This is a genomic window from Actinocorallia libanotica (assembly GCF_039525175.1).
GTDB lineage: Bacteria > Actinomycetota > Actinomycetes > Streptosporangiales > Streptosporangiaceae > Actinocorallia > Actinocorallia libanotica.
This window is the reverse complement of record NZ_BAAAHH010000023.1, coordinates 68,128-94,408: the sequence shown is the minus strand read 5'-3', so window position 1 is coordinate 94,408 and position 26,281 is coordinate 68,128. Positions and strand designations below refer to the sequence as shown.

The 26,281-nt window shown below is 73.5% G+C and carries 26 protein-coding genes; 16 read left to right on the top strand and 10 right to left on the bottom strand.

What is annotated here, in order from left to right; translation table 11 throughout:
- Positions 1 to 8 precede the first annotated feature (8 nt).
- The 5 genes from ABD140_RS25190 to ABD140_RS25170 all read left to right on the top strand — a co-directional run bounded on the left by ABD140_RS25190 (position 9) and on the right by ABD140_RS25170 (position 5,395).
- Positions 9 to 1,274, top strand: coding sequence for an acyl-CoA dehydrogenase family protein (locus tag ABD140_RS25190; protein ID WP_344243447.1), 1,266 nt, complete (start codon positions 9 to 11; stop codon positions 1,272 to 1,274).
- Positions 1,275 to 1,347: 73 nt separating this feature from the next.
- Complete coding sequence (locus ABD140_RS25185; RefSeq protein WP_344243446.1) at positions 1,348 to 2,457, top strand: NAD(P)-dependent alcohol dehydrogenase; 1,110 nt, start codon at positions 1,348 to 1,350, stop codon at positions 2,455 to 2,457.
- Between the two features lie 115 nt (positions 2,458 to 2,572).
- Positions 2,573 to 3,025: a PaaI family thioesterase gene (locus tag ABD140_RS25180; RefSeq protein ID WP_344243445.1), complete on the top strand. Its 453-nt coding sequence runs from the start codon at positions 2,573 to 2,575 to the stop codon at positions 3,023 to 3,025.
- A gap of 92 nt (positions 3,026 to 3,117) precedes the next feature.
- Positions 3,118 to 3,753, top strand: coding sequence for a TetR/AcrR family transcriptional regulator (locus tag ABD140_RS25175; protein WP_344243444.1), 636 nt, complete (start codon positions 3,118 to 3,120; stop codon positions 3,751 to 3,753).
- 49 nt (positions 3,754 to 3,802) lie between these two features.
- A complete protein-coding gene (locus tag ABD140_RS25170; RefSeq protein WP_344243443.1) occupies positions 3,803 to 5,395 on the top strand; it encodes a class I adenylate-forming enzyme family protein in 1,593 nt (530 codons plus the stop codon).
- A 4-nt stretch (positions 5,396 to 5,399) separates the two neighbouring features.
- Here the strand turns inward: ABD140_RS25170 and ABD140_RS25165 are convergent, their stop codons facing one another.
- A complete protein-coding gene (locus ABD140_RS25165) occupies positions 5,400 to 6,254 on the bottom strand; it encodes an enoyl-CoA hydratase/isomerase family protein (protein WP_344243442.1) in 855 nt (284 codons plus the stop codon).
- Positions 6,255 to 6,352: 98 nt separating this feature from the next.
- Here ABD140_RS25165 and ABD140_RS25160 point away from each other — a divergent pair, with 98 nt between their 5' ends.
- From ABD140_RS25160 to ABD140_RS25140, 5 genes are all read left to right on the top strand, one after another.
- Positions 6,353 to 7,165 (top strand): enoyl-CoA hydratase/isomerase family protein, encoded by an 813-nt coding sequence (locus ABD140_RS25160; protein ID WP_344243441.1) that lies wholly within the window; start codon positions 6,353 to 6,355, stop codon positions 7,163 to 7,165.
- Positions 7,166 to 7,190: 25 nt separating this feature from the next.
- The gene (locus ABD140_RS25155; RefSeq protein ID WP_344243440.1) at positions 7,191 to 7,973 is read left to right on the top strand and encodes an enoyl-CoA hydratase/isomerase family protein; all 783 of its coding nucleotides are present in this window, start codon (positions 7,191 to 7,193) and stop codon (positions 7,971 to 7,973) included.
- The gene (locus tag ABD140_RS25150) at positions 7,973 to 9,460 is read left to right on the top strand and encodes a class I adenylate-forming enzyme family protein (RefSeq protein ID WP_344243439.1); all 1,488 of its coding nucleotides are present in this window, start codon (positions 7,973 to 7,975) and stop codon (positions 9,458 to 9,460) included. Before ABD140_RS25155 ends, ABD140_RS25150 begins: the two co-directional genes overlap by 1 nt.
- Positions 9,457 to 10,128 (top strand): PaaI family thioesterase, encoded by a 672-nt coding sequence (locus tag ABD140_RS25145; protein WP_344243438.1) that lies wholly within the window; start codon positions 9,457 to 9,459, stop codon positions 10,126 to 10,128. Before ABD140_RS25150 ends, ABD140_RS25145 begins: the two co-directional genes overlap by 4 nt.
- 82 nt (positions 10,129 to 10,210) lie before the next feature.
- Positions 10,211 to 11,029: a FadR/GntR family transcriptional regulator gene (locus ABD140_RS25140; protein ID WP_344243436.1), complete on the top strand. Its 819-nt coding sequence runs from the start codon at positions 10,211 to 10,213 to the stop codon at positions 11,027 to 11,029.
- A gap of 48 nt (positions 11,030 to 11,077) precedes the next feature.
- On the opposite strand, the gene ABD140_RS25135 is transcribed toward ABD140_RS25140, so the two are convergent.
- On the bottom strand, positions 11,078 to 11,683 hold the full coding sequence (locus ABD140_RS25135; protein ID WP_344243435.1) for a TetR/AcrR family transcriptional regulator: 606 nt from the start codon (positions 11,681 to 11,683) through the stop codon (positions 11,078 to 11,080).
- Positions 11,684 to 11,758: 75 nt separating this feature from the next.
- On the opposite strand from ABD140_RS25135, the gene ABD140_RS25130 reads away from it, so the two are divergent.
- Positions 11,759 to 12,583 carry an SDR family oxidoreductase gene (locus ABD140_RS25130; RefSeq protein WP_344243434.1) on the top strand — a complete coding sequence of 275 codons (825 nt, stop codon included), beginning with the start codon at positions 11,759 to 11,761 and terminating at the stop codon, positions 12,581 to 12,583.
- A 62-nt stretch (positions 12,584 to 12,645) separates the two neighbouring features.
- On the opposite strand, the gene ABD140_RS25125 is transcribed toward ABD140_RS25130, so the two are convergent.
- Entirely contained in the window at positions 12,646 to 14,067 is a 1,422-nt protein-coding gene (locus ABD140_RS25125) for an NHL repeat-containing protein (protein WP_344243432.1), read from the bottom strand.
- A gap of 150 nt (positions 14,068 to 14,217) precedes the next feature.
- Between ABD140_RS25125 and ABD140_RS25120 the strand changes: the two genes are divergently transcribed.
- Complete coding sequence (locus ABD140_RS25120) at positions 14,218 to 15,756, top strand: acyl-CoA synthetase (RefSeq protein ID WP_344243431.1); 1,539 nt, start codon at positions 14,218 to 14,220, stop codon at positions 15,754 to 15,756.
- Between the two features lie 24 nt (positions 15,757 to 15,780).
- Here the strand turns inward: ABD140_RS25120 and ABD140_RS25115 are convergent, their stop codons facing one another.
- Positions 15,781 to 17,727, bottom strand: coding sequence for an AfsR/SARP family transcriptional regulator (locus tag ABD140_RS25115; protein ID WP_344243430.1), 1,947 nt, complete (start codon positions 17,725 to 17,727; stop codon positions 15,781 to 15,783).
- Between the two features lie 99 nt (positions 17,728 to 17,826).
- Between ABD140_RS25115 and ABD140_RS25110 the strand changes: the two genes are divergently transcribed.
- The 4 genes from ABD140_RS25110 to ABD140_RS25095 all read left to right on the top strand — a co-directional run bounded on the left by ABD140_RS25110 (position 17,827) and on the right by ABD140_RS25095 (position 20,492).
- A complete protein-coding gene (locus ABD140_RS25110; RefSeq protein ID WP_344243429.1) occupies positions 17,827 to 18,705 on the top strand; it encodes an alpha/beta fold hydrolase in 879 nt (292 codons plus the stop codon).
- A gap of 88 nt (positions 18,706 to 18,793) precedes the next feature.
- Entirely contained in the window at positions 18,794 to 19,156 is a 363-nt protein-coding gene (locus ABD140_RS25105) for a PadR family transcriptional regulator (RefSeq protein WP_344243427.1), read from the top strand.
- Positions 19,153 to 19,557: a hypothetical protein gene (locus ABD140_RS25100; RefSeq protein ID WP_344243426.1), complete on the top strand. Its 405-nt coding sequence runs from the start codon at positions 19,153 to 19,155 to the stop codon at positions 19,555 to 19,557. The genes ABD140_RS25105 and ABD140_RS25100 overlap by 4 nt, the downstream gene beginning before the upstream one ends.
- Before the next feature lie 59 nt (positions 19,558 to 19,616).
- Positions 19,617 to 20,492 carry a MerR family transcriptional regulator gene (locus ABD140_RS25095; RefSeq protein WP_344243425.1) on the top strand — a complete coding sequence of 292 codons (876 nt, stop codon included), beginning with the start codon at positions 19,617 to 19,619 and terminating at the stop codon, positions 20,490 to 20,492.
- Here ABD140_RS25095 and ABD140_RS25090 read toward each other — a convergent pair.
- The 6 genes from ABD140_RS25090 to ABD140_RS25065 all read right to left on the bottom strand — a co-directional run bounded on the left by ABD140_RS25090 (position 20,459) and on the right by ABD140_RS25065 (position 26,056).
- Entirely contained in the window at positions 20,459 to 21,109 is a 651-nt protein-coding gene (locus tag ABD140_RS25090) for a response regulator (protein ID WP_344243424.1), read from the bottom strand. The two genes, ABD140_RS25095 and ABD140_RS25090, sit on opposite strands and share 34 nt — an antisense overlap.
- Before the next feature lie 5 nt (positions 21,110 to 21,114).
- The gene (locus ABD140_RS25085; protein WP_344243423.1) at positions 21,115 to 22,068 is read right to left on the bottom strand and encodes a HAMP domain-containing sensor histidine kinase; all 954 of its coding nucleotides are present in this window, start codon (positions 22,066 to 22,068) and stop codon (positions 21,115 to 21,117) included.
- 106 nt (positions 22,069 to 22,174) lie between these two features.
- Entirely contained in the window at positions 22,175 to 22,903 is a 729-nt protein-coding gene (locus tag ABD140_RS25080) for a TetR/AcrR family transcriptional regulator (RefSeq protein ID WP_344243422.1), read from the bottom strand.
- Between the two features lie 24 nt (positions 22,904 to 22,927).
- Positions 22,928 to 24,580, bottom strand: coding sequence for an FAD-dependent oxidoreductase (locus ABD140_RS25075; RefSeq protein WP_344243421.1), 1,653 nt, complete (start codon positions 24,578 to 24,580; stop codon positions 22,928 to 22,930).
- Positions 24,581 to 24,599: 19 nt separating this feature from the next.
- The gene (locus ABD140_RS25070) at positions 24,600 to 25,622 is read right to left on the bottom strand and encodes an AurF N-oxygenase family protein (protein ID WP_344243420.1); all 1,023 of its coding nucleotides are present in this window, start codon (positions 25,620 to 25,622) and stop codon (positions 24,600 to 24,602) included.
- Positions 25,623 to 25,726: 104 nt separating this feature from the next.
- Complete coding sequence (locus ABD140_RS25065) at positions 25,727 to 26,056, bottom strand: TraR/DksA family transcriptional regulator (RefSeq protein WP_344243419.1); 330 nt, start codon at positions 26,054 to 26,056, stop codon at positions 25,727 to 25,729.
- Positions 26,057 to 26,281: the final 225 nt, after the last annotated feature.

The following is a 26,281-nucleotide window of genomic DNA, read 5'->3' as shown; positions in this document are numbered from 1 at the left end:
AGGCGAGCGTGGTGACCGAGAATCCGGCGGCGGAGAGCGTCGAGTCGTTCCGGCTGCGGGCCAGGGCATGGCTGGCGGAGAACATGCGGCGGCCGGTCGAAGGAGAGAGCGGACGCAAGACCGCCGAGGAAGAGGACTGGCGGCGGGCCCGCGAACTGCAGCGCAGGCTCTACGAGGGCGGCTTCGCCGGCATCTGCTTCCCCCGGGAGTACGGGGGGCTCGGGCTGAGCCCGGCGCACCAGCGGGCGTTCACCGAGGAGGCCGACGGCTACGAGATGCCGCTGCTGCTGAACATCCCCACGTTCGCGATCTGCGCGGCGACGATCCTGGACATGGGCGGCGAGGACCAGAAGCGCGAGCGGATCGGGGCGGCGATCCGGGGCGAGGAGGTGCTCTGCCAGTTCCTGTCCGAGCCCGGAGGCGGCTCGGACCTGGCGGGCCTCATCACCCGCGCCGACCGGGACGGCGACGGCTGGGTCGTCAACGGGGCGAAGACGTGGAGCACCTGGGCGTACGCGGCGGACTGGGCGCTGTGCCTGGCCCGCACCGACTGGGACGCGCCCAAGCACCGCGGCCTGACGATGTTCCTGATGCCGACGAAGGCGCCGGGCGTCACGATGCGGCGCGTCCGGATGGTCGACGGCTCGGACGAGTTCTGCGAGGAGTTCTTCGACAACGTCGTGCTGCCCGCCTCCGCGGTCGTGGGAGAGGTCAACGGCGGCTGGACGGTGGCCTCGCGGCAGCTCGTGCACGAGAAGACCGCCGTCGGCGGCGGCTCCCCGTACGTCAGCGGACGGCTCCGGCACGGGGGCCTGCGCTGGGAGGACCTGCCGGAGGTCGCCCGCGTCACCGGACGCGTCGACGATCCCGCGGTACGGGAGGAGATCGGCGAGTGGGTGGCCATGAGCCACGTCCGGGACCAGCTGATCGAGCGGGTGTCCCGGTCGATCGGAGATGGTGTGCTGCCCCCCGCGGCGACGGCGTTCATGAGGCTGTTCAGCGCCGAGGCCTCCCAGGCCGCCAACGACGCGATGCTGCGGATCGCCGGCCCGGCGGCGGTCGTCGGCGGTGTCGACGAACCCGGCCTCGGCCGGCTCGTCGGGGTCCGCCAGCTCATGCGCCAGGAGTCGAGCCTGGGCGGCGGGAGCACCGAGATCTCCCGCAACATCATCAGCGAGCGGGTCCTGGGCATGCCGCGGGAGTACGCCGCCGACCGGGACGTCCCGTTCCGCGAGGTCAGGCGCGGCCGGGGCGCGGACGAGAGGAGGGCGTGATGTCCCTGGGCGAGCGCATGCTCGTGACCGCCGAGCTCGCGACCGCGACCCCGTCGTCGAGGAAAGGAAACACATGACCGAGTCCCGCAGCGCCGTCCTCCGCGACTTCGCCGCCCCCTACTCCATCGAGACCGTCACCGTCGCCGACCCCGGGCCGGGGGAGGCGCTGGTGCGGGTGGCCGCCACCGGGATGTGCCACACCGACCAGTTCGGCCGTTCGGGGGTGTTCGGCGAGGCGTTCCTGCCCGTGATCCTCGGGCACGAGGGCTCCGGCGTCGTCGAGGCGGTCGGGCCGGGCGTGACCTCGGTCGCGCCGGGCGACCACGTCGTGCTGTCCTTCGACTTCTGCGGGGAGTGCGCGGCGTGCCGCACCGGGGCGCCGGCGAACTGCGCGATGTTCGAGCTGCACAACCTCTCCGGCAATCGGCCCGACGGCAGCGGGTGCGTCACGGACGCCTCCGGCGCCCCGGTGACCAGCCGGTGGTTCGGGCAGTCGTCCTTCGGGCAGTTCACGCTCGCCACCGAACGCAACATGGTCAAGGTGGACAAGGACGTTCCGCTGGGCATCCTCGGTCCGCTCGGCTGCGGCGTCCAGACCGGGGCGGGCGCGGTGCTCAACACCGCGCGGCTGGCGCCCGGCCAGTCCATCGCGGTGTTCGGCACGGGCGCGGTGGGCCTGGCCGCGATCATGGCGGCGAAGGCCTCCGGCGCGGGCGAGATCGTCGCGGTGGACCTGAACCCCGCGCGGCGCGGGACGGCGCTGGAGCTGGGAGCCACCCGGGCGGTCGACGGGGCGGACCCGGCGCTGGTCGCCGAGGTGCGGGCCGGAGGGCCCGGCATGGACGTCGCCTTCGACACCACCGGGGTCTCCGCGGTGATGGGCGCCGCCGTGGAGGTGCTGGCCAGGCCCGGCACCTGCGTTCTCGTCGGCGCGGGCATGGACGTCTTCACGGTGCACCCGGCGTCCCTCGCCGGCCGGACCGTGACCTACGTGTACGAGGGCGACGCGGTGCCCCAGGTGTTCATCCCGCGCCTGATCGGCCTGTGGCGGCGCGGGCTGTTCCCGTTCGACCGGCTGATCAGGCAGTACCCGCTGGAGGAGATCGACCGGGCCGAGGCGGACGCGCACGCCGGCACGGTGATCAAACCGGTGCTCGTCATGCCCGCCGCCACCGCCCGGTAGACGAACGGCCGCCGCCCCGGTGGAGCAGGGGGGAACCCGCTCTGAGAGGATAATTCTGAAAAACGGAAACATCATTCCCGGTGCGGGTTCCTCCGGGAGCGGAAGGGGAGGTCCCATGGAGGCGAAGGCCGACGGGCAGGCGGGCGGCACGGGGGCGCTCGCCGTCCAGGACGACCATCTGCTGGGGCGGCTCGACATGCGCGACGTCGAGGTGCCGGAGGGCGCCGACCTCGCGATGGCCATGCCGGTCACCCCCCGGGTGGCGAACACGCGCGGCGGCCTGCAGGGCGGCCTGCTGGCCACCCTCGTCGACGTCGTCGCCGGGCGCGCGGCGGGCAGGGCGCTCCCCGAGGGGGACAGCGCCGCCACCGCGGACATGGACATCAAGTTCCTCTCCGCGGTCACCGTGGGTCCCGCGCACGCCGTGGCGCGGGTGCTGCGGCGCGGGAGGACGCTCATCGTGGTGCAGGTGGACGTCCGCGACCAGGGGCGTGACGTCCTGGCCGCCGTCGCCACCCTGTCGTTCTCGATCCTGCCCCTGCGGCCGGGGCAGTCCCGCGCCCGCTGACCGGCCCCCGGTGCGCGGGGCGCGGGGCGCGGGGCCGCAGACAGGACACATCTGTTCGGGTGTCCTCTCGGGGGAGGCGGTAGGTTGAGCGCGTGCGTACACACGGGTGGGGCGGTGCGCCGCCTTCGAACGACGACGAGGCGATCCGCAGGATCAAGGACGCGACCCACCGGTGCGTCGCCGAGCACGGCGGCTCCACCAGCATCGCCCATGTCGCGGGCGAGCTCGGGATCAGCCGCCAGACCGTCTACCGGTACTTCCCGAGCACCGAGGCGCTGCTGATCGCCGCGGCGATGGAGGGGACGCGGCCCTTCCTGGCGCGCCTGTCCCGCCGGCTCCGGCACATCGCCGATCCGGGGGAGGCGCTGGTCGAGGCGGTGACGTACATGATCGGCCAGGTGGAGAAGGAGCCGTACCTGCGGCTCCTGCTGGACGTCCGCGGCGGAAGGTCGCTGCTGCGCAGCGTCACCTCGGACACCGCGAGGGCGGTCGGCCGCTCCCTCCTCGACCGGAGCGCGGTGGACTGGGAGGCCTCCGGGATCGGCCCCGAGCAGCGCAACGAGCTGATCGAGTGGACGCTGCGGGTCGTGCAGTCCTTCCTCCTCGACCCGGGCGATCCGGTGCGCGGTCCCGCCGAGCTCCGCGGCTTCCTGCGGCGCTGGCTCGCCCCCTGCGTGGAGGCCGCCGCGGCCCGTCCGGCGTCCGGTGGACCCCGCGTCGCGTCCTGACCGCTCCCGGCCCTGGAGCTCGCCATATCCGCAATTTAAGATTTCATAGATGTATAACATAGATGAAAAAGCGTCGGGAGCCGGTGAACCTCCGGAGACGGTTCCCGGGCTGCTCGCGTACCGGGCGCGCACGGCGGGCGAGGAGCAGGCGGTCGTCTGCGACGACACCGCCGCGACCTACGCGGCGCTCGACCGCGACAGCCGCGAGATCGGCGCGCGGCTGCTCGCCGCGGGCATCGGCGGCGGGGACAGGGTCGGCCTCCTCATGCCGAACGGCATCGACTGGGCCGTCGCCGCGTACGCCGTGGCGCGCATCGGCGCCGTACTCGTGCCGCTGAGCACGCTCCTGCGCCCCCGCGAACTGGAGGCGCAACTGCGCACGGTGGAGGTCGCCGCGCTCATCATCGTGCGCGCCTACCGCGACCGCCGCTACGCCGAGGATCTGGAAGAGGTGCTGCCCGGCGCGCTCTCGCCCACCGCCGGAACCCACCCGTACCTTCCCTCGCTGCGGAGGGTGTGGGTGTGGGGTGAGGGCCTCGCGGTCGAAGGCGCCTTTGCCGACGGGCCGCCGGGGCCCGCCGTCCGGCCGGACGACGACTTCGTCATCCTGTTCACCTCCGGGAGCAGAGGGGCGCCCAAGGGCACCGTCCACACGCACGGCAGCGCGTTGCGGGCGGTCTCCGGAGGTCTCGAAGCGCGCTGCGTGCGGCCGGGCGAGCGGCTGTACATTCCGATGCCGTTCTTCTGGGCGGGCGGGTTCGCGGGCGGCCTGCTCACCGCCCTCGCCGCCGGGGCGACGCTCCTCACCGAGCGCTCCCCGGAGCCCGGACGGACCATCGGCTTCCTCAAGCGGGAGCGGGTCACGGTGTTCCGCGGCTGGCCGCAGCAGGGGGCGCGCATCGCGGCCCATCCCTCGTTCGATCCGTCGGAGCTGCCCGGCCTGCGACCCGGCAGCCTCGACGCGGTCCTTCCCGAGGAGTTGCGGGCCCGGCCGGGCGCCCGCGCGAACCTGTTCGGGATGACCGAGACGTTCGGCCCGTACGCGGGATACCGCCTGGACACCGATATGCCGCCGGAGAAGCACGGCAGTTGCGGGCGTCCCTTCGCCGGGGTCGAGGTCAGGGTCGTCGACCCGGAGACCCGGCGGCCGGTGCCCGCCGGAGGGAGCGGGGAGATCCTGCTGCGCGGCCCGATGCTGATGCGCGGCGTCCACGGCAGGAGGGACGGCGAGGTGTTCGACGCCGACGGCTACTACGCCACCGGCGACCTCGGCCGCCTGGACGAGGACGGGTACCTCTGGTACGAGGGGCGGCTCGACGACATGTTCAAGGTGAGCGGGGCGACCGTCTACCCCGTCGAGGTGGAGCAGGCGCTGCGCTCCCTGCCCGGGGTGCGCCAGGTGTTCGTGACGGACGTGGAGCGCGCCTCCCGGAGGGAGGTGGGGGCGGTGCTGGTCGGCGAGGGGCTGGACCCGGCCGGGCTGGCGGCGGCGGGGCGCGCGGTCCTGAGCTCCTTCAAGGTCCCCTCGCTGTGGCTGGTGCTCCCCGACGAGACGGGGATCCCCCGGCTCGCCTCCGACAAGCCGGACGTGTCCGCGCTGCGGCGGCTCCTGCGCGACCGCGGTGTGCGCGCCGCCTCCTGACCGGTCAGTCCTCGATGCCGAAGTGCTCGTCGCGCAGGCGGAACGCCTCCTTGGTCCCGTGCTCCGCCCGCGCCTTGACGAAGTTGAACTCGCCCTCCTCGAAGCGCAGGTTCGTGCCGAACGCGTGGGTGAGGTAGCTGAGCACCTCTTCGCCCTGGTAGGCCTGGAGCTGCTCCACCAGGCGGAACGCCTCCTTGGCGATCACGATCCCGTCGGCGGGCATCCGGGACGCCTTGCGCGCCCAGTAGGCGGCGCGCGCCGGCACGGACTCGGCGTCGGTGAACTCGGTGAAGACGCCCAGCGCCTCCAGTTCGCCGGCTTCGACGAGGTCGCCCGTCAGGAGCATGCGCCGGGTCAGGACCGGCCCCAGCCGGTGGAAGAACAGGTGCAGCGAACCCAGGGCGGGGCCCAGGAAACGCGCCGCGGGCATGCCGATCCGGGTGTCGCGCGCGATGACGGCGATGTCCGCGGCGAGGGCGAGCTCCAGGCCGCCGCCGAGCGCGAAGCCGCTGACCTCCGCGACGGTCACCTTCGGGAAGCCGATGAACTCGTGGTAGAAGCCGAACGCGTGCCGGTCGACGGCCAGCCGCCGCCGCTGGCTGGGCCTGCGGCCGTCGCCCTTCCCGCCCCCGTACCAGGCGTAGGCGTTGTCCATGTCGGCTCCGGTGGAGAACACGCCTCCCGACCCCCGGAGGTGCACGACCTTGACGTCGTCGTTCCGGGCGGCCTCGTCGAGGTGGGCGGCGAGCCGCTCGCGCATCGGGGGGTCGTAGGCGTTGCGGCGCCGCGGGTTGTCGATGGTGAGCCGGACGACGCCGGCCTCCTCGTCGTGGTCCCGCAGGATCCTCGCGTCCGGCATCGGGTGACCTCCGTCTGTGGCGGGTCTGTCGATTGAGCGCCTTCTAAGATATATACATTAGTAATCTTAAAAATCGTATCCGGGGCGCGGGAGGCGGAATGGCCGAAGCGGATGACGGAGATGGCGGAACGGTGGCGGTACGCCGTGAGGACGAGGTCCTGCGCGTCGTCCTCGAACGCCCGGAGCGCGGGAACGCCCTGAGCCCGGGCATGGTGCGCGCCTTCGCCGCGGCGTTCGAGGAAGCGGCCTCCGACGACGGCCTCCGGGCGATCCTGATCGAGGGCGCCGGCCGTGACTTCTGCACGGGCGTCGACTGGGTGTCGAGCAACGAGGAGGGCGGCCGCCCGAGGACGGGCCACCTCGTCCGGCGCACTCCGCTGCGGGCCCACCGGATCGTCCAGCTCCTGCACGACGTGCACCTGCCGGTGGTGTGCGCGGTCCAGGGCTGGGCCGCGGGATTCGGCATGGGCCTCGCCCTCGCCGCCGACTTCACCGTCGCCACCCGCTCGGCGCTCCTGTGGGCGCCGTTCACGCGGCGGGGCTTCACTCCCGACAGCGGGAGCACCTGGCTGCTGCCGCGCCTGGTCGGGATGGCGCGGGCCAAGGAGCTGCTGCTGCTCGGGCGCAGGATCACCGGGGCCGAGGCAGCGGAGATGGGCCTCATCCACCGCGCCGTCGAGCCGGACGAGCTTCCGTCCGCGGCCGCGGCCCTGGTCGGGGAGCTGGCGAACGGGCCGACGGTGGCGCTGGGCCTGGCGAAGGCGGCCCTGCACGGCGCGGCGAACCGGACCCTGGCCGACGCGCTGACGGACGAGACGATGCGGCTCGAGCTCGCCTGCCGCACGCTCGACTTCAAGGAGGGGCTCGCGGCGTTCGCCGAACGGCGGGACCCCGGATTCCGCGGGCGCTGACGGACCACGCAGGAGGGCGGGACCCGTGACGACCTACGAAACGATCACCTATGAGACCGACCGCGCGGCGAAGGTGGCGACGCTCACTCTGGACCGCCCGGAGGTCCTCAACGCCTTCGACCGGACGATGTGCCGGGAGGTCGCCCACGCGTGGCGGCGCGTCCGCGACGACGCGGGGATCAACGCGGTCGTGCTGCGGGCGAGCGGGGACCGCGCGTTCAGCACGGGGCTCGACGTCAAGAAGAGCTATGGACAGCCGGACGACGTGTGGAACCACGAGGACCCCGGAGAACTGCTGAGCGCCAAGTGGCAGAAGGTGTGGAAGCCCGTGGTCTGCGCGGTGCAGGGCATGTGCACCGCGGGCGCCTTCTACTTCGTGAACGAGTCCGACGTCGTGATCTGCTCGGAGGACGCCACGTTCTTCGACTCCCATGTGAGCGCCGGCCTGGTGTCCGCGCTGGAGCCCGTCGGCCTCATCCGCAAGATCGGCCTGTCGCAGACCCTGCGCATCAGCCTGATGGGCAACCACGAACGGGTCGGCGCGGCGACGGCCCTGGCCATCGGCCTGGTCACCGAGGTCGTGCCCCGCGAGGAGCTGTGGGACCGCGCCTTCGAGCTGGCGAGCACCATCGCGGCCGCCCCGTCCGCGGCGACGCAGGGCACCGTGCGCGCCATCTGGGAGTCCCTCGACCGGCCCTACCGGGCCTCCCTCGACCAGGGCCTGCTCTACACCAGGCTCGGCAACCCGATCGGCCAGGCGGAGCTGGGCGGCCGGCCCCGGCGCGTCGAGAACCCGAGGATCCGCTGATGACGCCCCGCCTGTCCGGCAGGATCGCGGAGGTCGCCGCCGCGGACCCCGCGGCGCGGGCCCTGGAGTTCCGGGGCCGCTGGCACACCTGGGCCGAGCTGGCCGCGGCCATGGACCGGATCGACGGCGTCATCGACGCCCATGCCGGTGGCGGTACGGCCGTCGTCGGCGTCCCGGCCCGCAACACCCCTCTCCACGTCGCGCTCCTGCTCGCCGTCCTGCGCCGCGGCGGATGCTTCGTCGTCATCAACCCCGCTCGCGGCCGGGAGAGCGTGCGCTCCGACGTCGCCGGGCTGGGCCTGCGGCTCGTTCTGGGGCAGACCGCCGACATCGAGGAGCTGGCGGGCGCCACCGACGGCACCGCGCTGGTCGCCTTCGACGACCTCGACGCGGACGCCCGGGTACAGCACCGCCCCGCCCGCCCGGCGGAGGGCCGGAGCCGTCCCGGCGTCGCCGTCCGCATGCCGACCAGCGGCACCACCGGCCCGCCGAAGCGGATCGACCTGGCCTACGACGCCCTGGACGCGAGCATGGCCGTGGCCAAGCACTACGAGGCGAAGAAGCGGGACCCCGCGCGCAGGCCGAGCGGCGTCGCGCTGGTGAACTCGCCCCTGGCCCATATGGGCGGGGTCTTCCGCGTGCTCCAGTGCGTCCTCGACGGGCGCGCCTTCGTGTTCTTCGAACGTTTCGACCTCCGACCCTGGCTCGAAGCGGTTCGCACGTACCGTCCGAAGACGGTCAGCCTGGTCCCGGCGGCGCTGCGCATGGTCCTCGAAGCCGACCCCGATCCCGCGGACCTCTCCAGCCTCCGCGCCGTCACCTCGGGCACGGCGCCCCTGGCGCCGGAGGACGCGGACGCCTTCACCGCCCGTTTCGGCGTGCCCGTGCTGACGTCCTACGCCGCGACGGAGTTCGCCGGGGGCGTGGCGGGATGGACGCTGCGCGACCACGAGAAGCACTGGAGCGAGAAGCGCGGCAGTGCGGGCCGCGCCCAGCCCGGCTGCGCGCTGCGGGTCGTGGACGAGCACACCCACGACGTGCTCGGCCCCGACCGGCCGGGCCTGCTGGAGGTCAGACCGGCGCAGCTCGGCCGGGACGCGGGGTGGATGCGCACGAACGACCTCGCGCGCATCGACGCCGACGGGTTCCTCTACATCCTCGGCCGCGCCGACCAGGCCATCATCCGGGGCGGCTTCAAGGTGCTGCCCGACCGCGTCAGGTCCGTGCTGGAGGCGCTCCCGGACGTCCGCGGGGCGGTGGTCCTGGGCGTGCCGGACGGCCGACTGGGCGAGGTGCCGGCGGCACTGGTCGAACCCCGCCCCGGAGCGGCGCCCGACCCGGCCGCCCTCCGCGCGGAGGCCGCGCGCTCGCTGGCCGGATACGAGGTGCCCAAGGAGGTCCACATCGTGGCGGAACTGCCCCGCACGACATCGGGCAAGGTCGACCTGGGCGCGGCGAAGGCGCTGCTGCGGGAGGTCTCGGCATGAGCGCGGCCTGGAGCTTCGGTGAGGAGCCCCTGGACCAGACCCGGGCGTTCGCGGCCGCCGTGCGCGCCCTGACCGAGACGGCGCTCTCCCTCGAAGGACCGTCGCCCCTGCTGGAACGGCTCATCGCGGACATCCGCGGGACGGACGCCGAACTGCGCGCGGCCGCGCGGGTGACTCCCGCCGTCCGGGTCGGGGCCCGCGCCGACGACCCCGGAGCACGCCTGTATCTCGACCACGCCACGGACATCGGAGCGTTCAACCCGGCGTTCCCCGAGTACGGCTTCCGGGAGATCGGCCACGACCGGGCGAGCGGCTCCATCCGTTTCCCGATCGTCTACGAAGGGCCTCCCGGTTTCGTCCACGGCGGCTTCCTCGCGGTCTTCTTCGACGCGGTCATCGCCCACCACAACTGCCGCGCGGGGGTCGCGGGCAGGACGAAGAGCCTGGAGATCCGCTACACCAGGCCGACGCCGCTCGGCGCCGACCTGGACTACGAGATCAGGAGGACGGTGACGGAGCGGGAGGTCGTCTCGGCGGCCGCGCTCTACCGCGGCTCGGACCTCCTGTGCACGGCCGAGGCCAGGAACGCGGCGGGGAGTCCCGAGGCGCTGCCTCCGGTGGGGCGCCGGGGCCGTCGGGCGCCGGGACACGCGCGGCGTCGCCGTTGATCACGTCAAGGCGGTCAATCTTATCTACTATAGATAGAGAAGCCCCGGATCGGCGGGGAACGGACCATGACAGGAGGACGGCGTGGCCCACCTGCGGCAACCGCGGCTCGCCGAGATCATCGCGGCGCAGCTGCGCGAGGACATTCTGACCGGCCGCCTGCGGGAGGGCGACCTCCTGGCGAGTCAGGCGCGGCTGTTCGACGGCTACCAGGTGAGCCCGCCGGTGGCGCGGGAGACGCTGCGGATCCTGGAGACCGAGGGGCTCATCACCGTGCGGCGCGGCAACGTCGGCGGCGCCGTGGTGCACAGCCCCACGCCCGAGCGCGCCGCGCAGATGATCGCGATGGTGCTGCAGAAGCGGTCGTCGTCGCCCCGGGAGGTGAGCGTCGCCCTGCGCCACATGGAGCCGGTCTGCGCCGGGTTGTGCGCCTCTCGGGAGGACCGGGCGGAGACCGTCGTCCCGGCGCTGCGCGCGATCGTGGAGCGGCAGCGCGAGAGCCTGGAGGACATGGAGGCCTACCTGCGCCATTCGCGGGACTTCCACTCCGGCATCGTCTCGTTCTGCGGCAACGAGCCGATGATCGTCGTGATCGGCGCGCTGCAGGCGATCTGGTCGGCGCACGACTCGCTGGTGTGGGCGACGGTCGCCGACGGCGCCGACATCGAGGCGGACCCGTCGGCGCCGCTGGCGCGCAGGACCCGCCGCGACGCCCTGCGGGTCCACGAACGGCTGGTCGACGAGATCGAGCGCGGCGACCCGGCGAAGGCCACCCGGCTGGCCGCCGCGCACCTGGACCTCTCCCACGCCAACACGCTGGAGTCCGGCGAGCACGAGACCGTCCAGGCGAAGCTGGTCAGCGCCGCGTCCTTCGACGTCCCCAAGGCCACGGCGGTCGGCTAGGCGCCGCGGCCCCGCGCGGGATCCGGGCGGGGCGTTCGGCGCGCGGGATCAGCCGGGCGGGGGAGGGGGCGCGCCCGCTGCGAGGGCGGCCCCGTGGAGCAGGGGGATGACGGCGGCGCTCATCTGCCGCGCGGTGCCGGGGCAGCCGCGGCGCAGCCGGTCCAGGACGGCGCCGACCAGGGCGCCGGCGAGGACCACGGCCGCGGTGTCGGGGGAGGCGGCGGCCGTGCCGCCGCCGCGGACGAGGTTGGTGCGGACGGAGGCGGTCAGCCGCTGGTGCATGTGGTCGATCACGTGGGCGCTGCCGCCGTCGCCGAGCAGGGCGCCGTAGAGGCGGGCGTGCTCGGCGACGTGGGCGAAGACGTCGGTCAGGGCGTCGGCGGCGGGCCCCGGCTCCTCGATGCCGTACCGTCCGCCGATCACGGGGGCGGCGGCGATCAGCTCGTCGAACATCGCGGCGCACGCGTGGGCCGCCAGGTCGCCGACGCTCCCGTAGTGCTCGTAGAACGTCGAGCGGTTGACGCCGGCCCGCCGGGTGATGTCGAGGATCGTGATCCGCGCCAGGTCGTGCTCGCGGATGAGGTCCAGCAGGGCGGTCTCCAGCGCGGTGCGGGAGCGGTGGACGCGGCGGTCGGAGGGTTCTCGGGGCGGCACCCCCCTACTGTATTGTTTCCGACACATGCCGGAAAACCGGCATGTGTCGGATTAGGTGAACCGAGGGGCGGGCGCATGGCGCGGAACGTGGTGGTGGTCATCGGGATCGGCGGGATGGGACAGGCCATCGCCCGCCGGCAGGGGACCGGGGCGCACGTCCTGGCCGCGGACTTCGACGAGGGGCTGCTGGAGTCGGTGACCGGCGAGCTGCGGGGCGAGGGCTACGAGGTGACGCCCGCCGCGGTCGACGTCTCCTCGCGGGAGTCGGTCGCCGCGCTGGCGCGGCTGGCCGCGTCGCTGGGGGAGGTGCGCGCGGTGGTGCACACCGCCGGGCTGTCCCCGGTCCAGGCCCCGGTGGAGGCCATCCTGGCGGTCGACCTGCTGGGCGTCGCCCTGGTGCTGGAGGAGTTCGGCGAGGTCGTCGCCTCCGGCGGGGCCGGAGTGGTCATCGCCAGCATGGCCGGGCACTTCCTGCCGCCGCTGCCCGAAGAGGCGGCCCGGAGCCTGGCCACGGCGCCCGCCGACGAGCTGCTGTCCCTGCCGGTCGCCGACGCCTCCCGCTTCTCCGGCCCCGGCGAGGCCTACAGCCTGGCCAAGTACGCCAACCTGCTGCGCGTCCGGGGCGCGAGCCCCGTGTGGGGGGACCGGGGCGCCCGGATCAACTCCGTGAGCCCCGGCGTCATCGCCACCCCCATGGGCCAGGAGGAGCTGAACGGCGAGAGCGGCGCCGGAATGCGGATGATGATCGACGCCTCCAACGCCCAGCGCGTGGGCACCCCCGCCGACATCGCCGCGGCCGTCGACTTCCTGCTCGGCCCCCTCTCCGGTTTCATCTCCGGGACCGACCTGCTCGTCGACGGCGGCGCCGTCGCCGCCGTCCGCACCGGCCGCCTCGGCTGAGCCGCCTTCGCATCCGCCGAACGTGAAGGGCGGCCCCGCGCCGGGCCGCCCTTCACGCGCCGTCAGCCGTTGGCGATGCGGACGACGCCGGTCGTGGTGCCCTGGTAGACGACGCCCGGGGTGATGGTGCCGACCATCTGCAGGGAATCGAAGATGAAGCCGGTGCCGAGGTTCTTGCTGCGGACGGTGGCGCCGGTGGCGGGGTCGATCTCGGCGTAGGCGTAGGTGTCGAGGACGGACGTCGAGGTCGAGCCGGGGATGACCGGCTTGCGGACGATGGTGCGGAGCAGGCCGTCCCCGAGTGACAGGCGGGGGACGGCGGCGGAGCGGACGACGACGTCCCAGGCCAGGGTGCAGCCCGACGCGGTGACGTTCACGCGGGACAGGCCGCCGGGGAAGTCGGCGGACGCCGGGACGCTGGTTCCGGCGTCGTCGGGCAGCGCCGGGTAGGGGTAGCCGTAGGTGCTGGCGACGAAGACGGTGTCGCCGCCGGCGACCGGCGAGTTCTCGCTGCCGCTGCCACCGGCCTTGAGAACGGGGAGCTTGCAGATCTGCCGGCCCGTCCCCGTGGCGTACACGAGCAGGTTCACCGTCGGGGCGGCGTTGTCGACGATGGTGACGTAGTCGGTGCCGTTCGGGCCGAAGAACGTCGGGGTGGAGCCCGAGCCCCAGCTGAGCTGCCCGGGCTTGCGGCCCGGCCCGCGGTCGTAGGCCTGGCGCCACACCACGGACGGCGTCCCGGCGGCGTCGGCGCGCAGCAGGTAGGTGGCGTGGGTGGTGGTGACGGCGGTGCCCTGGGGCACGGTGGAGATGCTGTTGGCGACCTTCTCCCCGGCCGGGAGGGCGAGGGTCTTCACGGTGCCGGTGGCGTCGTCGGCGGTGCCCACGACGCCCGCGCCGGTGGCGAACCACACGCGGCCCTGCCAGTCGGGGGAGAGGCCGATGACCGAGTCGTTCTCGGCGATGGCGGAGTCCAGGGGCAGGCGGCTCGCCACGTGGAGCTCCCAGCCGCCCGAGGCGTTCCTGCGGTGGCCGATGCGCAGCAGGTCGCGGGTGCCGTCGACGACGACCAGGCGGTCGAGGTGGTCGAGGTAGGCGTAGACGCCGCCGAGCAGTGAGCCCTTGGTGAGGCCGAGCTCGGCGACGGAGTCGCCGGTGGCGGGGTCGAGCAGGTGGACCGTCGGGGCGCGGCCGAAGATCTCGGTGCACAGCGCCACGGGGTACCCGTCCGCGCCGACCAGGACCGTCGGGCAGGCCGAGGCGAGGGCGGCGCGGTGCGAGGTCAGCGACCCGGCGGAGGGGCCTGCGTGCGGGGTGGCGTCGGAGGAGGCGGTGTCGCCGTGCATGGTGGCGGTGCCGAGGGGGCCGGCGTAGGGGTTGGCCGGCGGCAGGGGTTCGAAGGGGCCGGCCGCGGCGGCGGGGGAGGCGGCCGCGGCGAGCAGCGCCACGACGGCGGCGGCGCGGGTCAGGGCGGTGGAGCGCAAGGGGATTCCTCGGAAAGGGTGCGGGGGGCGGCCATCGGGCGATGATCGCGACGCCGATCATAAACCTACTTTATCGACTGATCTAGTGGGGTTATCGCCCGGGAAAACTCGACCTATCGCTTGCTTGCTCGGTTCATCTACGCTGGCCCCGTGACGGCTTTCAATCTGGCGGACCTGTTCGAGATCGTTGCCGATGCCTGCCCCGACAGGCTGGCGCTGGTGGCCGGTGACACCCGGCTCACCTACCGGCAGTTGGACGAGCGTGCCACGCGCGTGGCCCATCACCTGCTCGACGCGGGTGTACGACCCGGGGAGCACGTCGGCATCCTCAGCTACAACCGCGCCGAGTGGCTCGAGACGATGATCGGATGCTTCAAGGCGCGGGTGGCGCCCGTCAACGTCAACTACCGCTACGTCAAGGACGAGCTCACCCACCTGCTCGGCGACTCCGAGTGCGTCGCGCTGGTCGCGGAGGCCGACCTCCTCCAGAACGTCAACCGGGGGGACCTGCCCCTCCTGCGGCACGTGGTGGTGCTCGACGGGCCGGCTCCGGACGCGCAGGACTACGAGAAGGCGCTGGCGGAGGCGTCCCCGTCCCGGGCGGACGTGCTGAGCCTGACGGGCGAGCGCAGCGGCGACGACCCGTACATCCTGTACACCGGCGGGACGACGGGGCTGCCGAAGGGCGTGCTGTGGCGGTCGGAGGACATCTTCTTCTCCGCCATGGGAGGCGGGAACATCGGCGGGACGCCGATCTCCGACCCGTCCGAACTCGCCGCGGCCGCCGACCGGGACGGCATGCGCACCCAGGTCCACGCGCCGCTGATGCACGGCGGCGGGCAGTGGGTCACCTGGATCAACCTGACCACCGGCGGCACGATCATCCTCTACACCGAGCGCCGGTTCGACGCCGCCAAGGCGCTGGAGATCGCCGCGCGGGAGCGCACGCAGATCCTCATGCTCGTCGGCAACGGCATGGGCCACCCCGTCGCGGAGGAACTGGCGGCCCGCGAGTACGACCTGGAGATCTTCGCCTTCGGCTCCGGCGGCGCGCCCCTGTCCGACGACGTCCGCGCCAAGCTGCTCGAAGCCATTCCGCACGCCTTCATCTCCGACAACCTCGGCGGTTCGGAGACCGGCGCGATCGGCCCGTCCCTCGGCGGCGGACGCTTCCAGATGCACCCGCAGATGGCCGTGCTCTCCGACGACCTGCTCCCCGTGGCGCCCGGTGAGACCGGGACCGTCGCCCGCACCGGGAACATCCCCCTCGGCTACTGGAAGGACGAGAAGAAGTCCGCCGAGACCTTCAAGACCGGTCCCGACGGCCGCCGCTGGGCGCTGCAGGGCGACTACGCGCGTCTCGAAGAGGACGGCGTGGTCCTGCTGCTCGGCCGCGGCTCCCTCGTCGTCAACACCGGCGGCGAGAAGGTCTTCACCGAGGAGGTCGAGGCGGCCCTGCGCACCTGCCCCGGCATCACCGACGCCATCGTCGTCGGCCTGCCGGACCCGCGCCTGGGCTCCAAGGTCGCCGCCGTCGTCGCGGGCACCGCCACCGAGGAGGGCGTCAAGGAGCACTGCCGCAGCCTCCTGGCCGGCTACAAGATCCCCCGCGCCCTCGCCGTGGTCGACGAACTCCAGCTCACCGCCGTCGGCAAGCCCGACTACGCCTGGGCCCGCGCCCAGTTCTGACTCCCCGCCGCCCGCGTACCGGTCTCAGCCGGTGCGCGGGCGTACGGCGAGGAGTTCGGCCACGGGGCCGAGGGAGACCAGGCCGCTCGCCGCGCCCGCCAGCTCGCCTGCGGCCGGGAGCAGTGCGGCCTGAGCGCGTCGTAGGGAGGCTTCGTCCCGCAGCTCCAGCGCCGCGCGGGCCAGGAGGGCCCACATGGCCTCGGCCAGCAGGTCATGGGGAGGGTCGGGCGCCGCGCCCAGGGCTTCGGCGGCCTCGGCGCGGTGTTCTGCGGCCAGCAGCAGAAGCGGACGCACCCACGGCTCGTAAGGGCCATAGGCGTCTGCGGCTTCCGGACCGGGCGGCCGGTCGTGCCGCAGCCGCAGGCAGAGCAGGGCGAGCGGAAGCAGCCCGTCGCTCAGGCCCGGCATGCCCGCCGAGTCCAGGGACGCGGCGGCGGCGCGGTAGGCCGCTTCCTTGTCGGCGTAGGCCGCCTGCGTGTTCTCGGCGAGGCGGAGCGCGCGGTACCAGGTGGTGAAGACCGACGTCAGCGGCCGGTCGTGGCGTCGCGCGAGATGGTCGAGACGCGCGGCATGCCGGTCGGCGCGGGTGAAGTCGGCGAAGGCGCAGGCGGACTGGAGCCGGATGAGGTGGCCCAGGATCTCGTAGGTGCGCAGGCCGTGCCGTTCGGACAGCTCGACGATCTCCGCGCCGACGCGGTCGCGTTCTCCGGCGAGGCCGGTCCGCGTGAAGGTCTGCATGTAGACGCCGTTGAGGGCGAAGGCCAGCAGCGCCGGGTCGTCCAGGCCGCGGGCGATCCGTTCGGCCTCCGCCGCCGCGGCATGGGCGCGCGGTGAGGCCGCACCGCGTGACTCCAGCGCGATCGACGCCAGAAGGCGGGCACGGGTGCCCAGGGGCGTGTCGGACGGGAGCCCGGCCAGCGTGCGTTCGGCCGCGGCCACGACCCGGGCGGCCTGCGCCGGGTCGTCGGAGCGGGTCCAGTTGGCGGGGACGTCGTAGGCGCCGATCACGCGTGCGGTGAGATCGGGATCGCCGAGTTCCTCGGACGCCTCGATGGCGGCGGCGCGGTGTTCGCGGGCCGCGACGAGGCCGCCTCCTCCCGTCACCGCCAGCCCCCGCATGAGCCCGACGGTCGCCTCCAGCCGCAGGCGCGCGTCGGGCGCGGCGCGTTCGTGGGCGGCGGTCGCGCTCGCCCACAGCCGGGTCGCCGCGTCACCGGGGGCGGCCAGCCGGTCGTCCTGGCGCAGGATGCCGGCCTCCAGCTCACGCAGCCCGCTCCCGGGGTCCAGGCCCAGCCGCTCGGCCAGCGCCGTACGGGCCTCGCGCAGCACGGCGAGCGCGTCGGCCTGGCGTCCGGCCCGGTACAGCGCCAGCGCCAGCAGCCGCCACGCCTCCTCCCGCCACGGGTGCGCGTGGGCGTGCGCGTCGAGATCGGGCACCGCCTCGGCGGCGCGGCCGAGATCGAGCAGGGCTTGGGCGCGCCGCTCCACCGCGTGCAGCCGCAGCTCCGTCAGCCGAGCCCGCTCCGGCTGCGCCCACGGCGCCTCCGCGAACTCGGCGTAGGCAGGGCCCCGCCACAGGGACAGCGCCGAGTCCAGCACGGGAAGCAGCCGTTCGGGCGCCTCCCCGGACTCGGCGGCCCGCTCGAAACGCCAGGCGTCGACGGCGTCCGCCCCGGCCCGCAGCGCGTAACCCGGACCGACGGTGACGATCAGCCGGGGCGGGGTCCGCGGCGGGCGGCCCGGCTCCAGGGCCCGCCGCAGCGCGCCCACGAACGTGCGGATCGCGCCCACCGCGCCCGGCGGAGGGTCCTCCCACAGGTCGGCGGCGAGCAGATCGACCGGCACCACGCGGCCCCGCGCCGCGACCAGCCGGGCCAGGACCTCCCGGTGCCGCCTGCCCCGCAGGGAGATCTCCGCGCCCGCGCCGTCCCAGGCCTGCACCGGCCCGAGCACCCCCAGGAAGACGTCCACCGGCCCCGCCCTTCTCCCTCGTGCTGATCGGTTGCTCATCGACGCACGGCAGCCTCGAGGAGTCAGGACATCGACGACGTCCCCCGAGGAGAGAAGCCCATGTCACCCATGATCCAGGATTTCACCTACCACCGCGTCCCCGCCGCCGACGGCACGATCCTGAACGCCGCCGTCGGCGGCTCGGGCCCGGCCGTCGTCCTGCTGCACGGCTTCCCCCAGACGCACCTCATGTGGCGGCACGTCGCCGCCGACCTCGCCGCCGACCACACGGTCATCTGCCCGGACCTGCGCGGCTACGGCGCCAGCGGCAAGCCCGCCGAGACCGGTCCGGACACCTACTCCAAGCGCACGATGGCCGCCGACACCGTCACCGTCGCCCGCGCCCTCGGCCACGAGCGGTTCGCGCTCGCCGGCCACGACCGCGGCGCCCTCGTCGCGTTCCGCGCGGGCCTGGACCACCCCGACGCGATCACCCGTCTCGCCTGCCTCGACGTGCTGCCCACCCTCGACATGTGGGACGTCATGCACGGCGCGTCGGCGGCCGTCGGCTTCCACCTGTACCTCATGGCCCAGCCGCCCGGCCTGCCCGAACGGCTGATCGGCGCCGAGCCCGACGCGTTCTTCGGCCACTTCCTCGACCAGTGGACGCAGGACCCTTCGGCGATCCCCGCCGAGTTCCGCGCCGCCTACCTGGCCGCCTGCCGCGACGCCGTCCCCTCGATCGTCGCCGACTACCGCGCCTCGGCGGGCATCGACATCGAACACGACAGCGCCGACCGCGCCCGCGGCACCCGCCTCCGCATGCCCGTCACCGTCGTCCAGCAGGACTGGGGCGCGGCCCTCGGCTACGACGCCACCGCCCTGTGGCGCGCCTGGACCACCGACCTCCACCACCACACCACGACCGCCGGCCACTTCATGGCCGAAGAAGCCCCCGCCGAGATCACCCGCCTCCTCCGCGAACTCCTCACCCGCTGACCCGGGACGCCCGCCGCGAACGGCACCACCGCCCGGACCTCCCCAGGGGCGCTTGCTTATAGGAAGATATCTTCCTATTCTTTTGTCCATGCCAAGACGGAGACCCGGCACCCTCCTGCCTCTCGAGACCGAGATCCTGGAGGCCGCGCTGTCGATACTGCGTTCCGGTGAGGACGCCTTCCACGGGTTCGGTCTCGCGCAGGCCATGCGGGAACAGAACGACTCACGCTCACTGACCGCTCACGGGACCCTGTACAAGGCCCTGGGGCGCCTGGAGGACTTCGGCCTCCTCACCTCCCGCTGGGAGGACGCGGAGGCGGCCGAGGGGCGGCCGCGGCGGCGCCTGTACGAACTCACGGCACCAGGCGTCCGCGCGGCCGAACAGGCGCTCGCCGAGCAGAGGGACAAGGCGGTCCGGCGCTCCCCGCGCATCGCTCCGGGGTCGGCATGACCCCGGAGCGCGCGGCCGGGCTGGTGGTCCGGTGGACGCGCTTCTACACCCGGGACCTGCCCGCCGCGATCTCCCAGCGCCGCGTCGAGGAGATCGCCGCCGACCTCCACGACCACATCGCCCACGAACGCGCGCACGGGACCGAAGAGCGGCGCATCGCCCTGAGCATCCTGTCGCGGATGATCCGCGGCCTGTCCGCCGACGCCTCCTGGCGATGGCGGTTCCGTCCCTCGAAAGGAAGTCTCGTGAAGCCTCTTCTCGCAGTCCTCGCCGCCGCCCTCGGCTCCGCCGCCGTCGTGCTGGGGGAGGCCGACGACTCACCCGGCCTCCAGCTCCTGGGCGCCCTGTTCGTCATCGGCGCGATCACGTTCGGTGTGCGCACCGCCTTGCGCAGCAGATGAGACCGTCCGGGGGGCCGCGCGCTTGACCTTGTGGTCGCTGCAAGGCCGAGACTTGAAGCATGTTGTCCATCAGCGAGTTCAGCGAGATGTGCCGGTTGTCGCCGCAGGCGTTGCGGCTCTACCACTCCGAGGAGGTGCTCGTTCCCGCCGTGGTCGACGAGCAGACCGGCTACCGCTCGTACATGTTCGACCAGGTCGAGCGGGCCATGCTGGTCACCGTTCTGCGCGGTGCGGGGATGAGCCTCAAGCTCGTCCGTGATGCCCTGGACGATCCGGAGGGGGCGCTGGTTCTGCTGCAGCGGCACAGTGCGGAGGTCGAGCGACAGCGGCGGGTCCAGGACGAGGCGATCAGCGACGCGCGTGAGCTGCTCGGCTCGCGGCCGGAGGTGATCTTGCGTCATGCGCCCGAGATGACGGTGGCGTCGAAATCGGTGCTCGGCACGTCGGCCGAGGACGACTGGGACAAGGTCGATGCCGCCGTCGCCGCGACGGTGCGGGACGTGGTCGAGGTGGTGGAGTCCTGCGGGGCCGTCGTGTCGGGGACGCCTTGGCGCGCTTGGGCGGGTGAGACCCCGGAGCAGAAGCGGCGGAGCCGCACCGCCGAAGGGCCGCACTGGCTGGTGAAGGTCCCCGTCGCGGTGGGAGGGGAGGCCGTCGCGGATCTCCCCGGGGACATCGAGGTGCAGGGCTTCGCGGCCCGGGACGAACTTTCGATCTTCATTCCGGGCCGGAACTCGATGGCCAAGTACGGCACCGCGCTCTCGCGCCTGCTCGCCCATCCCCTCCAGGGGGCCTACCTCGATGTCTCCCGCATGCGCCATGTGCTGCACGAGCACGGCGTCGAGACGGCCGCGGCGGTCCGCGGGCCCGGAGCCGAGGAGGGGATGGCGGGAGAGCCGGGTCAGGGCTCGATGAGGCCGACGCGGATGGCGTAGCGGGTGAGGGCCAGGCGGTCGTGCAGGCCCAGCTTGTCCAGCAGGTTGGCGCGGTGGCGCTGGACGGTCTTGACGCTGATGGCGAGGGTCTCGGCGATCTCCTTGGAGGAGTGGCCCTCGGCGATGAGCTTGAGGACCTCCTCCTCCCGTGCCGTCAGGACGGTGTCGGGGACCTCGTGGCCCTGGCGGAGGCGTTCCAGGTACTCGCGGACGAGCGTGGCGACGGCGTCGGGGTAGAGGAAGGACTCGCCGCGCATGGCGGCGCGGCACGCCTCGATGAGGTCGCGGTCGGCGGCGGACTTCAGGACGTATCCGCAGGCGCCGGCCTTGAGGGACTGGAAGAAGTACTGCTCGTTGTCGTGCATCGACAACATGAGGATGCGCAGCTCGGGATACAGCAGCGACAGCTCGCGCGCGGCCTGCAGGCCGGTCAGGCGCGGCATGGCCACGTCGAGGACGGCGAGGTCGGGATGGTGGGCGCGGGCCAGGGCGATGGCCTCGGCGCCGTCGCCCGCCTCGGCGACGACCTCGAAGCCGGTCGCGCCGTTGAGGATCATGCGTACTCCGCGGCGGACCAGGGCGTGGTCGTCGGCCAGGAGGACACGGGTGGTGGACATCGTCGTCACGAGCCTTCGCGGGAGAGAGGGATGGTCAGGGTGAGCAGGGTGCCGCCGCCGGGGTTCGGGCCCACGGACAGGCGGCCGCCCACCAGCAGGGCGCGTTCGCGCATGCCGCGGATCCCGGCGCCCTCGCGGACCGCGCCGATGCCGTGGCCGTCGTCGGAGAGGCGCAGCACCACGGCGTCGTCGGCGCGGTGCAGTTCCAGCTCGGCGTGCTCGGCGTCGGCGTGCCGGGCGACGTTGGTCAGACCCTCCTGGGCGACGCGGTAGAGCACCAGCTCGACCTCCGGGTCCAGCGGGGGCAGGCCCGGTGGGAACCTGCGGGTGACCGCCAGGCCGGTGTGGGCGGCGATCTCGGTGCTCAGTGAGATCAGCGCGCTGCTCAGGCCCAGGTCCTCCAGGACGTCCGGACGCAGCCGGCGGGCCAGGCGCCGCACCTCGGCCAGGCTCTCCCGGGTGACCTCCTGGGCGTCCAGCAGCTCGGCGTGCAGCGGCTCGGGGGCGCGGTCGGCGAGCCGGCTCAGGCTCAGCAGCACCGCGGTCAGGCTCTGGCCGACCTCGTCGTGGAGCTCCCGCGCGATGCGGCGCCGCTCGGCCTCCTGGGCGGACAGCACGCGGGCGCTGGCGTCGGCGCGTTCGGCCTCCAGCCGGTCCAGCATGGCGTTGAAGGTGCTGATCAGACCGGTGAGGCCGCCCCTGCCCGGCACCGGCAGCCGCCTGCCGGGCTGGAGCAGGTCGACGGTGGTCATCAGCCGGGACAGCCGGTTGAGCGGGGCGAGGCCGACCCCCAGCAGGGCGGCGTTGGCGACGAGCATCACGGCGAGCCCGGAGAGCAGGACGGCCGCCTCGGTCAGCAGCACCGGCACCGAAACGGTCACCGGCGCCCACAGCAGCAGCGCCGTGGCCGCGCCCAGCACCAGGGCGTTGAGCCCGAAGATCCGCCAGAACAGGAACAACGGATGCGCCTCCTCGACCGACAGGGATTCCCACCACTATGGGCCACGCCCGTCCCGGACGGGCCCGGGGCCGCCGCCGGGGCGTGCCGGAGGGCGGCGGGAGGGGTCAGCTCCGCTCGACGAGCGCGGCCCGCTCCAGGAGGGACTGCACCGGCTCGTCGCGGGGGAGGGACACGCCGAGGGAGCGGCCGTGCCCTTCGATGAGGTACCACACCGAGTCGGTCAGGGAGGTGACGAGCACCGGGGCCGGGGGCCGCTGGGCGCCGACGGACAGCCAGCGCCGCACGGCGCTGAAGACCGCGCCGACCAGCCCGAAGGCGAGCGGGTCGAGCATCGCGCGCTCGTCGTCGTCCAGCTCGACGCCGAGCGTGTCGAGGGCGGTGACGATCACGCTCATGACCTGCTCGGAGATGCGCTCCAGGCCGCGCTGCAGGGGACTGCCGGCGCGGGCCGCGGGCTCGGACTCGGCGAGCCGGTGCAGGGAGGGATGGGCGACCGCCCAGCCGACATAGCGGGAGACGACCCGCTCGATGATGTCGGGGATGGTCCCCTCCAGGGCGACGGCGGGCAGCAGCTCGTCGGCGAGGGAGTCCACGACCGCCGTCCGCACCGCGCGGTCGAGGTCCGCGCGGTCGGCGAAGTGCCGGTAGATCACGCTGCGGGTCAGCCCGGCCCGCTCGGCGATCTGCTGGAGGTGGACGTGGGTGCCGGGCGCGTTCTCCTCGATGACGGCGATGGCGGCGCCGACGATGTGCTGCTGCCGCTCGTGGTTGTGCCGGTCCCAGCGGGCCTGGCGGCCGTCGGGCCGCTCCGTCGCGTGATCCGGCACCGACATCGTCGCAACTCCGTCCTGGTCTTCCTAGCGTCTCCCGCCGCCAGCGTAGCGGCCCGCGAGCCGGTCGCGGGCCGCCACCCGGGTGAGCTCGGCGGGATCGACGATCTTCCGGCGCGGCCGCCCCGCCGCCGCGCCCCGCCGCCGCTCCTCCTCGTCGATGGCGCGCCACCCCGCCAGGTCGACCACGGTCACACCGCGGCGGCGCAGCTCTTCTTCGAGCCCCCGCGGGTCGCGCGGGCCCCGGTCGACCAGGTTCGCGTCGAGGTCGTCGAGGAGGCGGCCGACCGTCTCCTGGGCGCAGGTCTTGTTGCTGCCGATGAAGCCGGTCGAACCGCGCTTGGCCCAGCCCGCGACGTACACGCCGGGGCGGACACGGCCGCCGTCGTTGCGCACCGTGTGGGTGTCGGCGTCGTGGGGGAGGTCGCGGACGGGGACGCCGCGGTAGCCGACCGAGCGCAGGACCATGCCCGCCTCGATCGTCTCGGTGTCCTCGGTGAGCCGGGCGCGGAGCACGCCGTTCCCGTCGGGGACCAGCTCGGTGCGGGCCACGCGGAGCCCGCTCACCCGGTCGGATCCGAGCACCTCGACGGGCGCGGTGTTGAAGCGCAGGACCATCGTGCGCAGCGCCGGGTCGACCGGGCGGCGGGCCAGCTCCGCCAGCGCCACCAGCCGCGGGTCGTCGCCCGCCAGGTCCTCGGCGGCCGCCTCGACCCGGACGTTGAGGTCGTGGTGCCCGGCGAGGCCCACGAGCTCGGGGAGGGTGAACGCCGCCTGCGCCGGTCCCCGGCGGCCGAGGACCACCACCTCGCGGACGCCGCTCTCGGCCAGGGCCGCCAGGGCGTGGTCGGCGATGTCGGTGGCGGCCAGCCGCGCGGGGTCGGCGGTGAGGACGCGCGCGACGTCGAGGGCGACGTTGCCGTTGCCGACCACGACGACGCGCTCGCCGTCCAGGCGCACGTCCAGGTCCCGGCGGTCGGGGTGGCCGTTGTACCAGCCGACCAGGTCGGTGGCCGACAGGGAGCCCGGGAGGTCCTCGCCGGGGACGCCGAGGGGGCGGTCGGCGGAGGCGCCGACGGCGTACACCACCGCGTGGTGGTGGCGCAGCAGCTCCTCGAGGGCCACGTCCTCGCCGACCTCCACGCCCAGCCGGTAGCGGAAGCCGGGCTGGGACTCGATGTCGCGGAACAGCTCCTCGGCGCGCTTGGTGTCCTGGTGGTCCGGCGCGACGCCGGCGCGCAGGAGGCCGTAGGGCGTGGGGAGCCGGTCGTAGACGTCGACGCTCACCTCGGGGTGCTTCAGGAGCTCGTCGGCGACGTACATCCCGGCCGGTCCCGCCCCGACCACGGCGACGCGCACCGGGTCGGAGGAGCGGAGCCGGCGCTGCGCCGGGACCAGCGCCAGCGGCGTGCGGTCGGCGTGCGGGTTGTCGCGGTAGTAGGAGGCGTTGATCTCCAGGAAGGGCAGCTCGTGGGGCTGCAGCTTGGTGTGCGGGACGATCGCGCCGACCGGGCAGGCGGTGGCGCAGGCGCCGCAGTCGACGCAGGTGGCGGGATCGACGTGCAGCATCTCCGCCTCGGCGAACCCGGGATCGCCCGGGGCCGGGTGAATGCAGTTGACGGGGCAGGCGACGACGCAGGAGGCGTCGTTGCAGCACGACTGCGTGACGACGTACGGCATGGAGGGACTCTTCTCCTGGTCAGGAAGCGGCGGAGGCCGGCTCGCTGCGGAACCGGGCGGGCCTGCCGTCGATGCGGCACATCCGCCACACCCGCCGGGAGACCGGGTTCATCAGGTCGAGGGACTCGGCGAGCATCCGGACGTCGGCGAAGAAGTCGCGCAGGACCTTGCGGGACTCGGGGTCGCGCCACCACACCTCGCGCGCCACCGCGCGGGGGATGCCCATCCCGCGGCGCGCCTCGCTCCCCGGAACCATGATGACGTCGCACAGCCACCGCATGATGAGCGGGAAGAGCACGGACAGCACGGCTCGCCGCACCCGGCCGAGCCGCGGCACGTGGTGCTGGAGGAACCGGTGGGCGAAGCCGATGTGGCGCGCCTCCTCGGCGATGTGGATCTGCATGATCCGCCGCAGCAGCGGGTGCGCCTGCGCGCCGGCCCGCAGCACCGACTTCTGCAGGTGGTCGATGGGCTCCTCGCCGGCGAGGACGCCGACGAAGAACGCGGCGGGCACCCACGCGGCGGCCAGCGGCATGAACGGCGCGGTCATGCGGAAGAGCCGCGAGCCGCCGGGCGCGTCGACGCCCGAGCGGTTCACGAACTCCTGGAACATCTGGGTGTGGTGGCACTCCTCGGCGGCCTCGTGCGTGGAGTAGCGGAACTCGGGGTCGCCGTTGCGCACCCGGAACGCGTGCTGCATGATCCCGCCGATGAGGACCTGCTCGAACTGCAGGCCCACCTTGTTGATGTTGGCCTGCCGGTAGAGACCGACCTCGATCTGGCGCTCCTTGGGCAGCGAGCGGTACCAGGGGTGCCGCCCCAGCACGTCCTCCTGCGGCAGGATCCACCGCTCGTCGCGGGGGTCCACCGCGTACGCGGGGTCGTCCCAGGGGATGTCGAGGAACGCGTCGAAGTGCTGGTGCACCGACGCCTCCGACAGCGTCCGCAGCGTCTCGTGGTAGTCCGGCCTGCGGTCGTCCCGGCGCGCTTCGGGCCGCCCGGTCCTCGTCGCGGCGGTCGCGGTCTGCTTCGTCGCACTCATCTCGGCACCTTCCTCGTTCCGGCTCCCTTCCCGAGGTTAGTGCGACACGATGTCGCGTGTAAAGAGTTGGTGCGACATCGTGTCTCGGTAATCTTCGCGGCGCCTCAGCGGCCCTCCTTCTGCTGGCACTTCACGCAGCAGCGGGCGTAGGGGAGGATCTCGAGCCGCTCGACGGGGATGGGCTTGGCGCAGCGCTGGCAGTTCCCGTACTCGCCCGCCTCCAGGCGCTCCAGGGCGACCTCGATGTCCTTGATCACGCGCTGGATGGAGGCGCGCTGGACGCCGGCGATCTCGTCGGCCCCCGACTCCGCGTCCTCCTGGAGGGCCGTCAGCTGCTCGATTCGGTTCCGGTGCTCCTGTTCCAGCCGCCTGCGCGCCTCCTCGGCGTCCAGGCGTCCGGATCGCGGAGTTTCCTGGCCGGAGTACGTCGACATCGAAACACGCCTTTCCCTGGGTAACAGAAGGGGAGGGTCGTGGTGAACCCTCCCTGGCTCCAGTCTGGGCGGCCCGCCATGCCCCCACCATCGGTCGCAGGCCCCATTAACGCGGGGGGTCATGGTGTAGGAGGACGCCGCGGAATGCCGGGGGGCGGGTCCGCCCTCCGTTCGATCCGGCCCCGCGTTGCGAAACGGACTCGCGTTCATGAGGGACTTGTAGGG

What these genes read in the sequence shown, in the direction of transcription:
- ABD140_RS25185 (WP_344243446.1), top strand. Translation starts at nt 1,348, where the DNA reads ATGACCGAGTCCCGCAGCGCCGTCCTCCGCGACTTCGCCGCCCCCTAC.
- ABD140_RS25180 (WP_344243445.1), top strand. Translation starts at nt 2,573, where the DNA reads ATGGAGGCGAAGGCCGACGGGCAGGCGGGCGGCACGGGGGCGCTCGCC.
- ABD140_RS25170 (WP_344243443.1), top strand. Translation starts at nt 3,803, where the DNA reads ATGTATAACATAGATGAAAAAGCGTCGGGAGCCGGTGAACCTCCGGAG.
- ABD140_RS25165 (WP_344243442.1), bottom strand. Translation starts at nt 6,254, where the DNA reads ATGCCGGACGCGAGGATCCTGCGGGACCACGACGAGGAGGCCGGCGTC.
- ABD140_RS25160 (WP_344243441.1), top strand. Translation starts at nt 6,353, where the DNA reads ATGGCCGAAGCGGATGACGGAGATGGCGGAACGGTGGCGGTACGCCGT.
- ABD140_RS25150 (WP_344243439.1), top strand. Translation starts at nt 7,973, where the DNA reads ATGACGCCCCGCCTGTCCGGCAGGATCGCGGAGGTCGCCGCCGCGGAC.
- ABD140_RS25145 (WP_344243438.1), top strand. Translation starts at nt 9,457, where the DNA reads ATGAGCGCGGCCTGGAGCTTCGGTGAGGAGCCCCTGGACCAGACCCGG.
- ABD140_RS25130 (WP_344243434.1), top strand. Translation starts at nt 11,759, where the DNA reads ATGGCGCGGAACGTGGTGGTGGTCATCGGGATCGGCGGGATGGGACAG.
- ABD140_RS25110 (WP_344243429.1), top strand. Translation starts at nt 17,827, where the DNA reads ATGTCACCCATGATCCAGGATTTCACCTACCACCGCGTCCCCGCCGCC.
- ABD140_RS25105 (WP_344243427.1), top strand. Translation starts at nt 18,794, where the DNA reads ATGCCAAGACGGAGACCCGGCACCCTCCTGCCTCTCGAGACCGAGATC.
- ABD140_RS25100 (WP_344243426.1), top strand. Translation starts at nt 19,153, where the DNA reads ATGACCCCGGAGCGCGCGGCCGGGCTGGTGGTCCGGTGGACGCGCTTC.
- ABD140_RS25095 (WP_344243425.1), top strand. Translation starts at nt 19,617, where the DNA reads ATGTTGTCCATCAGCGAGTTCAGCGAGATGTGCCGGTTGTCGCCGCAG.
- ABD140_RS25090 (WP_344243424.1), bottom strand. Translation starts at nt 21,109, where the DNA reads ATGTCCACCACCCGTGTCCTCCTGGCCGACGACCACGCCCTGGTCCGC.
- ABD140_RS25080 (WP_344243422.1), bottom strand. Translation starts at nt 22,903, where the DNA reads ATGTCGGTGCCGGATCACGCGACGGAGCGGCCCGACGGCCGCCAGGCC.
- ABD140_RS25075 (WP_344243421.1), bottom strand. Translation starts at nt 24,580, where the DNA reads ATGCCGTACGTCGTCACGCAGTCGTGCTGCAACGACGCCTCCTGCGTC.
- ABD140_RS25070 (WP_344243420.1), bottom strand. Translation starts at nt 25,622, where the DNA reads ATGAGTGCGACGAAGCAGACCGCGACCGCCGCGACGAGGACCGGGCGG.
- ABD140_RS25065 (WP_344243419.1), bottom strand. Translation starts at nt 26,056, where the DNA reads ATGTCGACGTACTCCGGCCAGGAAACTCCGCGATCCGGACGCCTGGAC.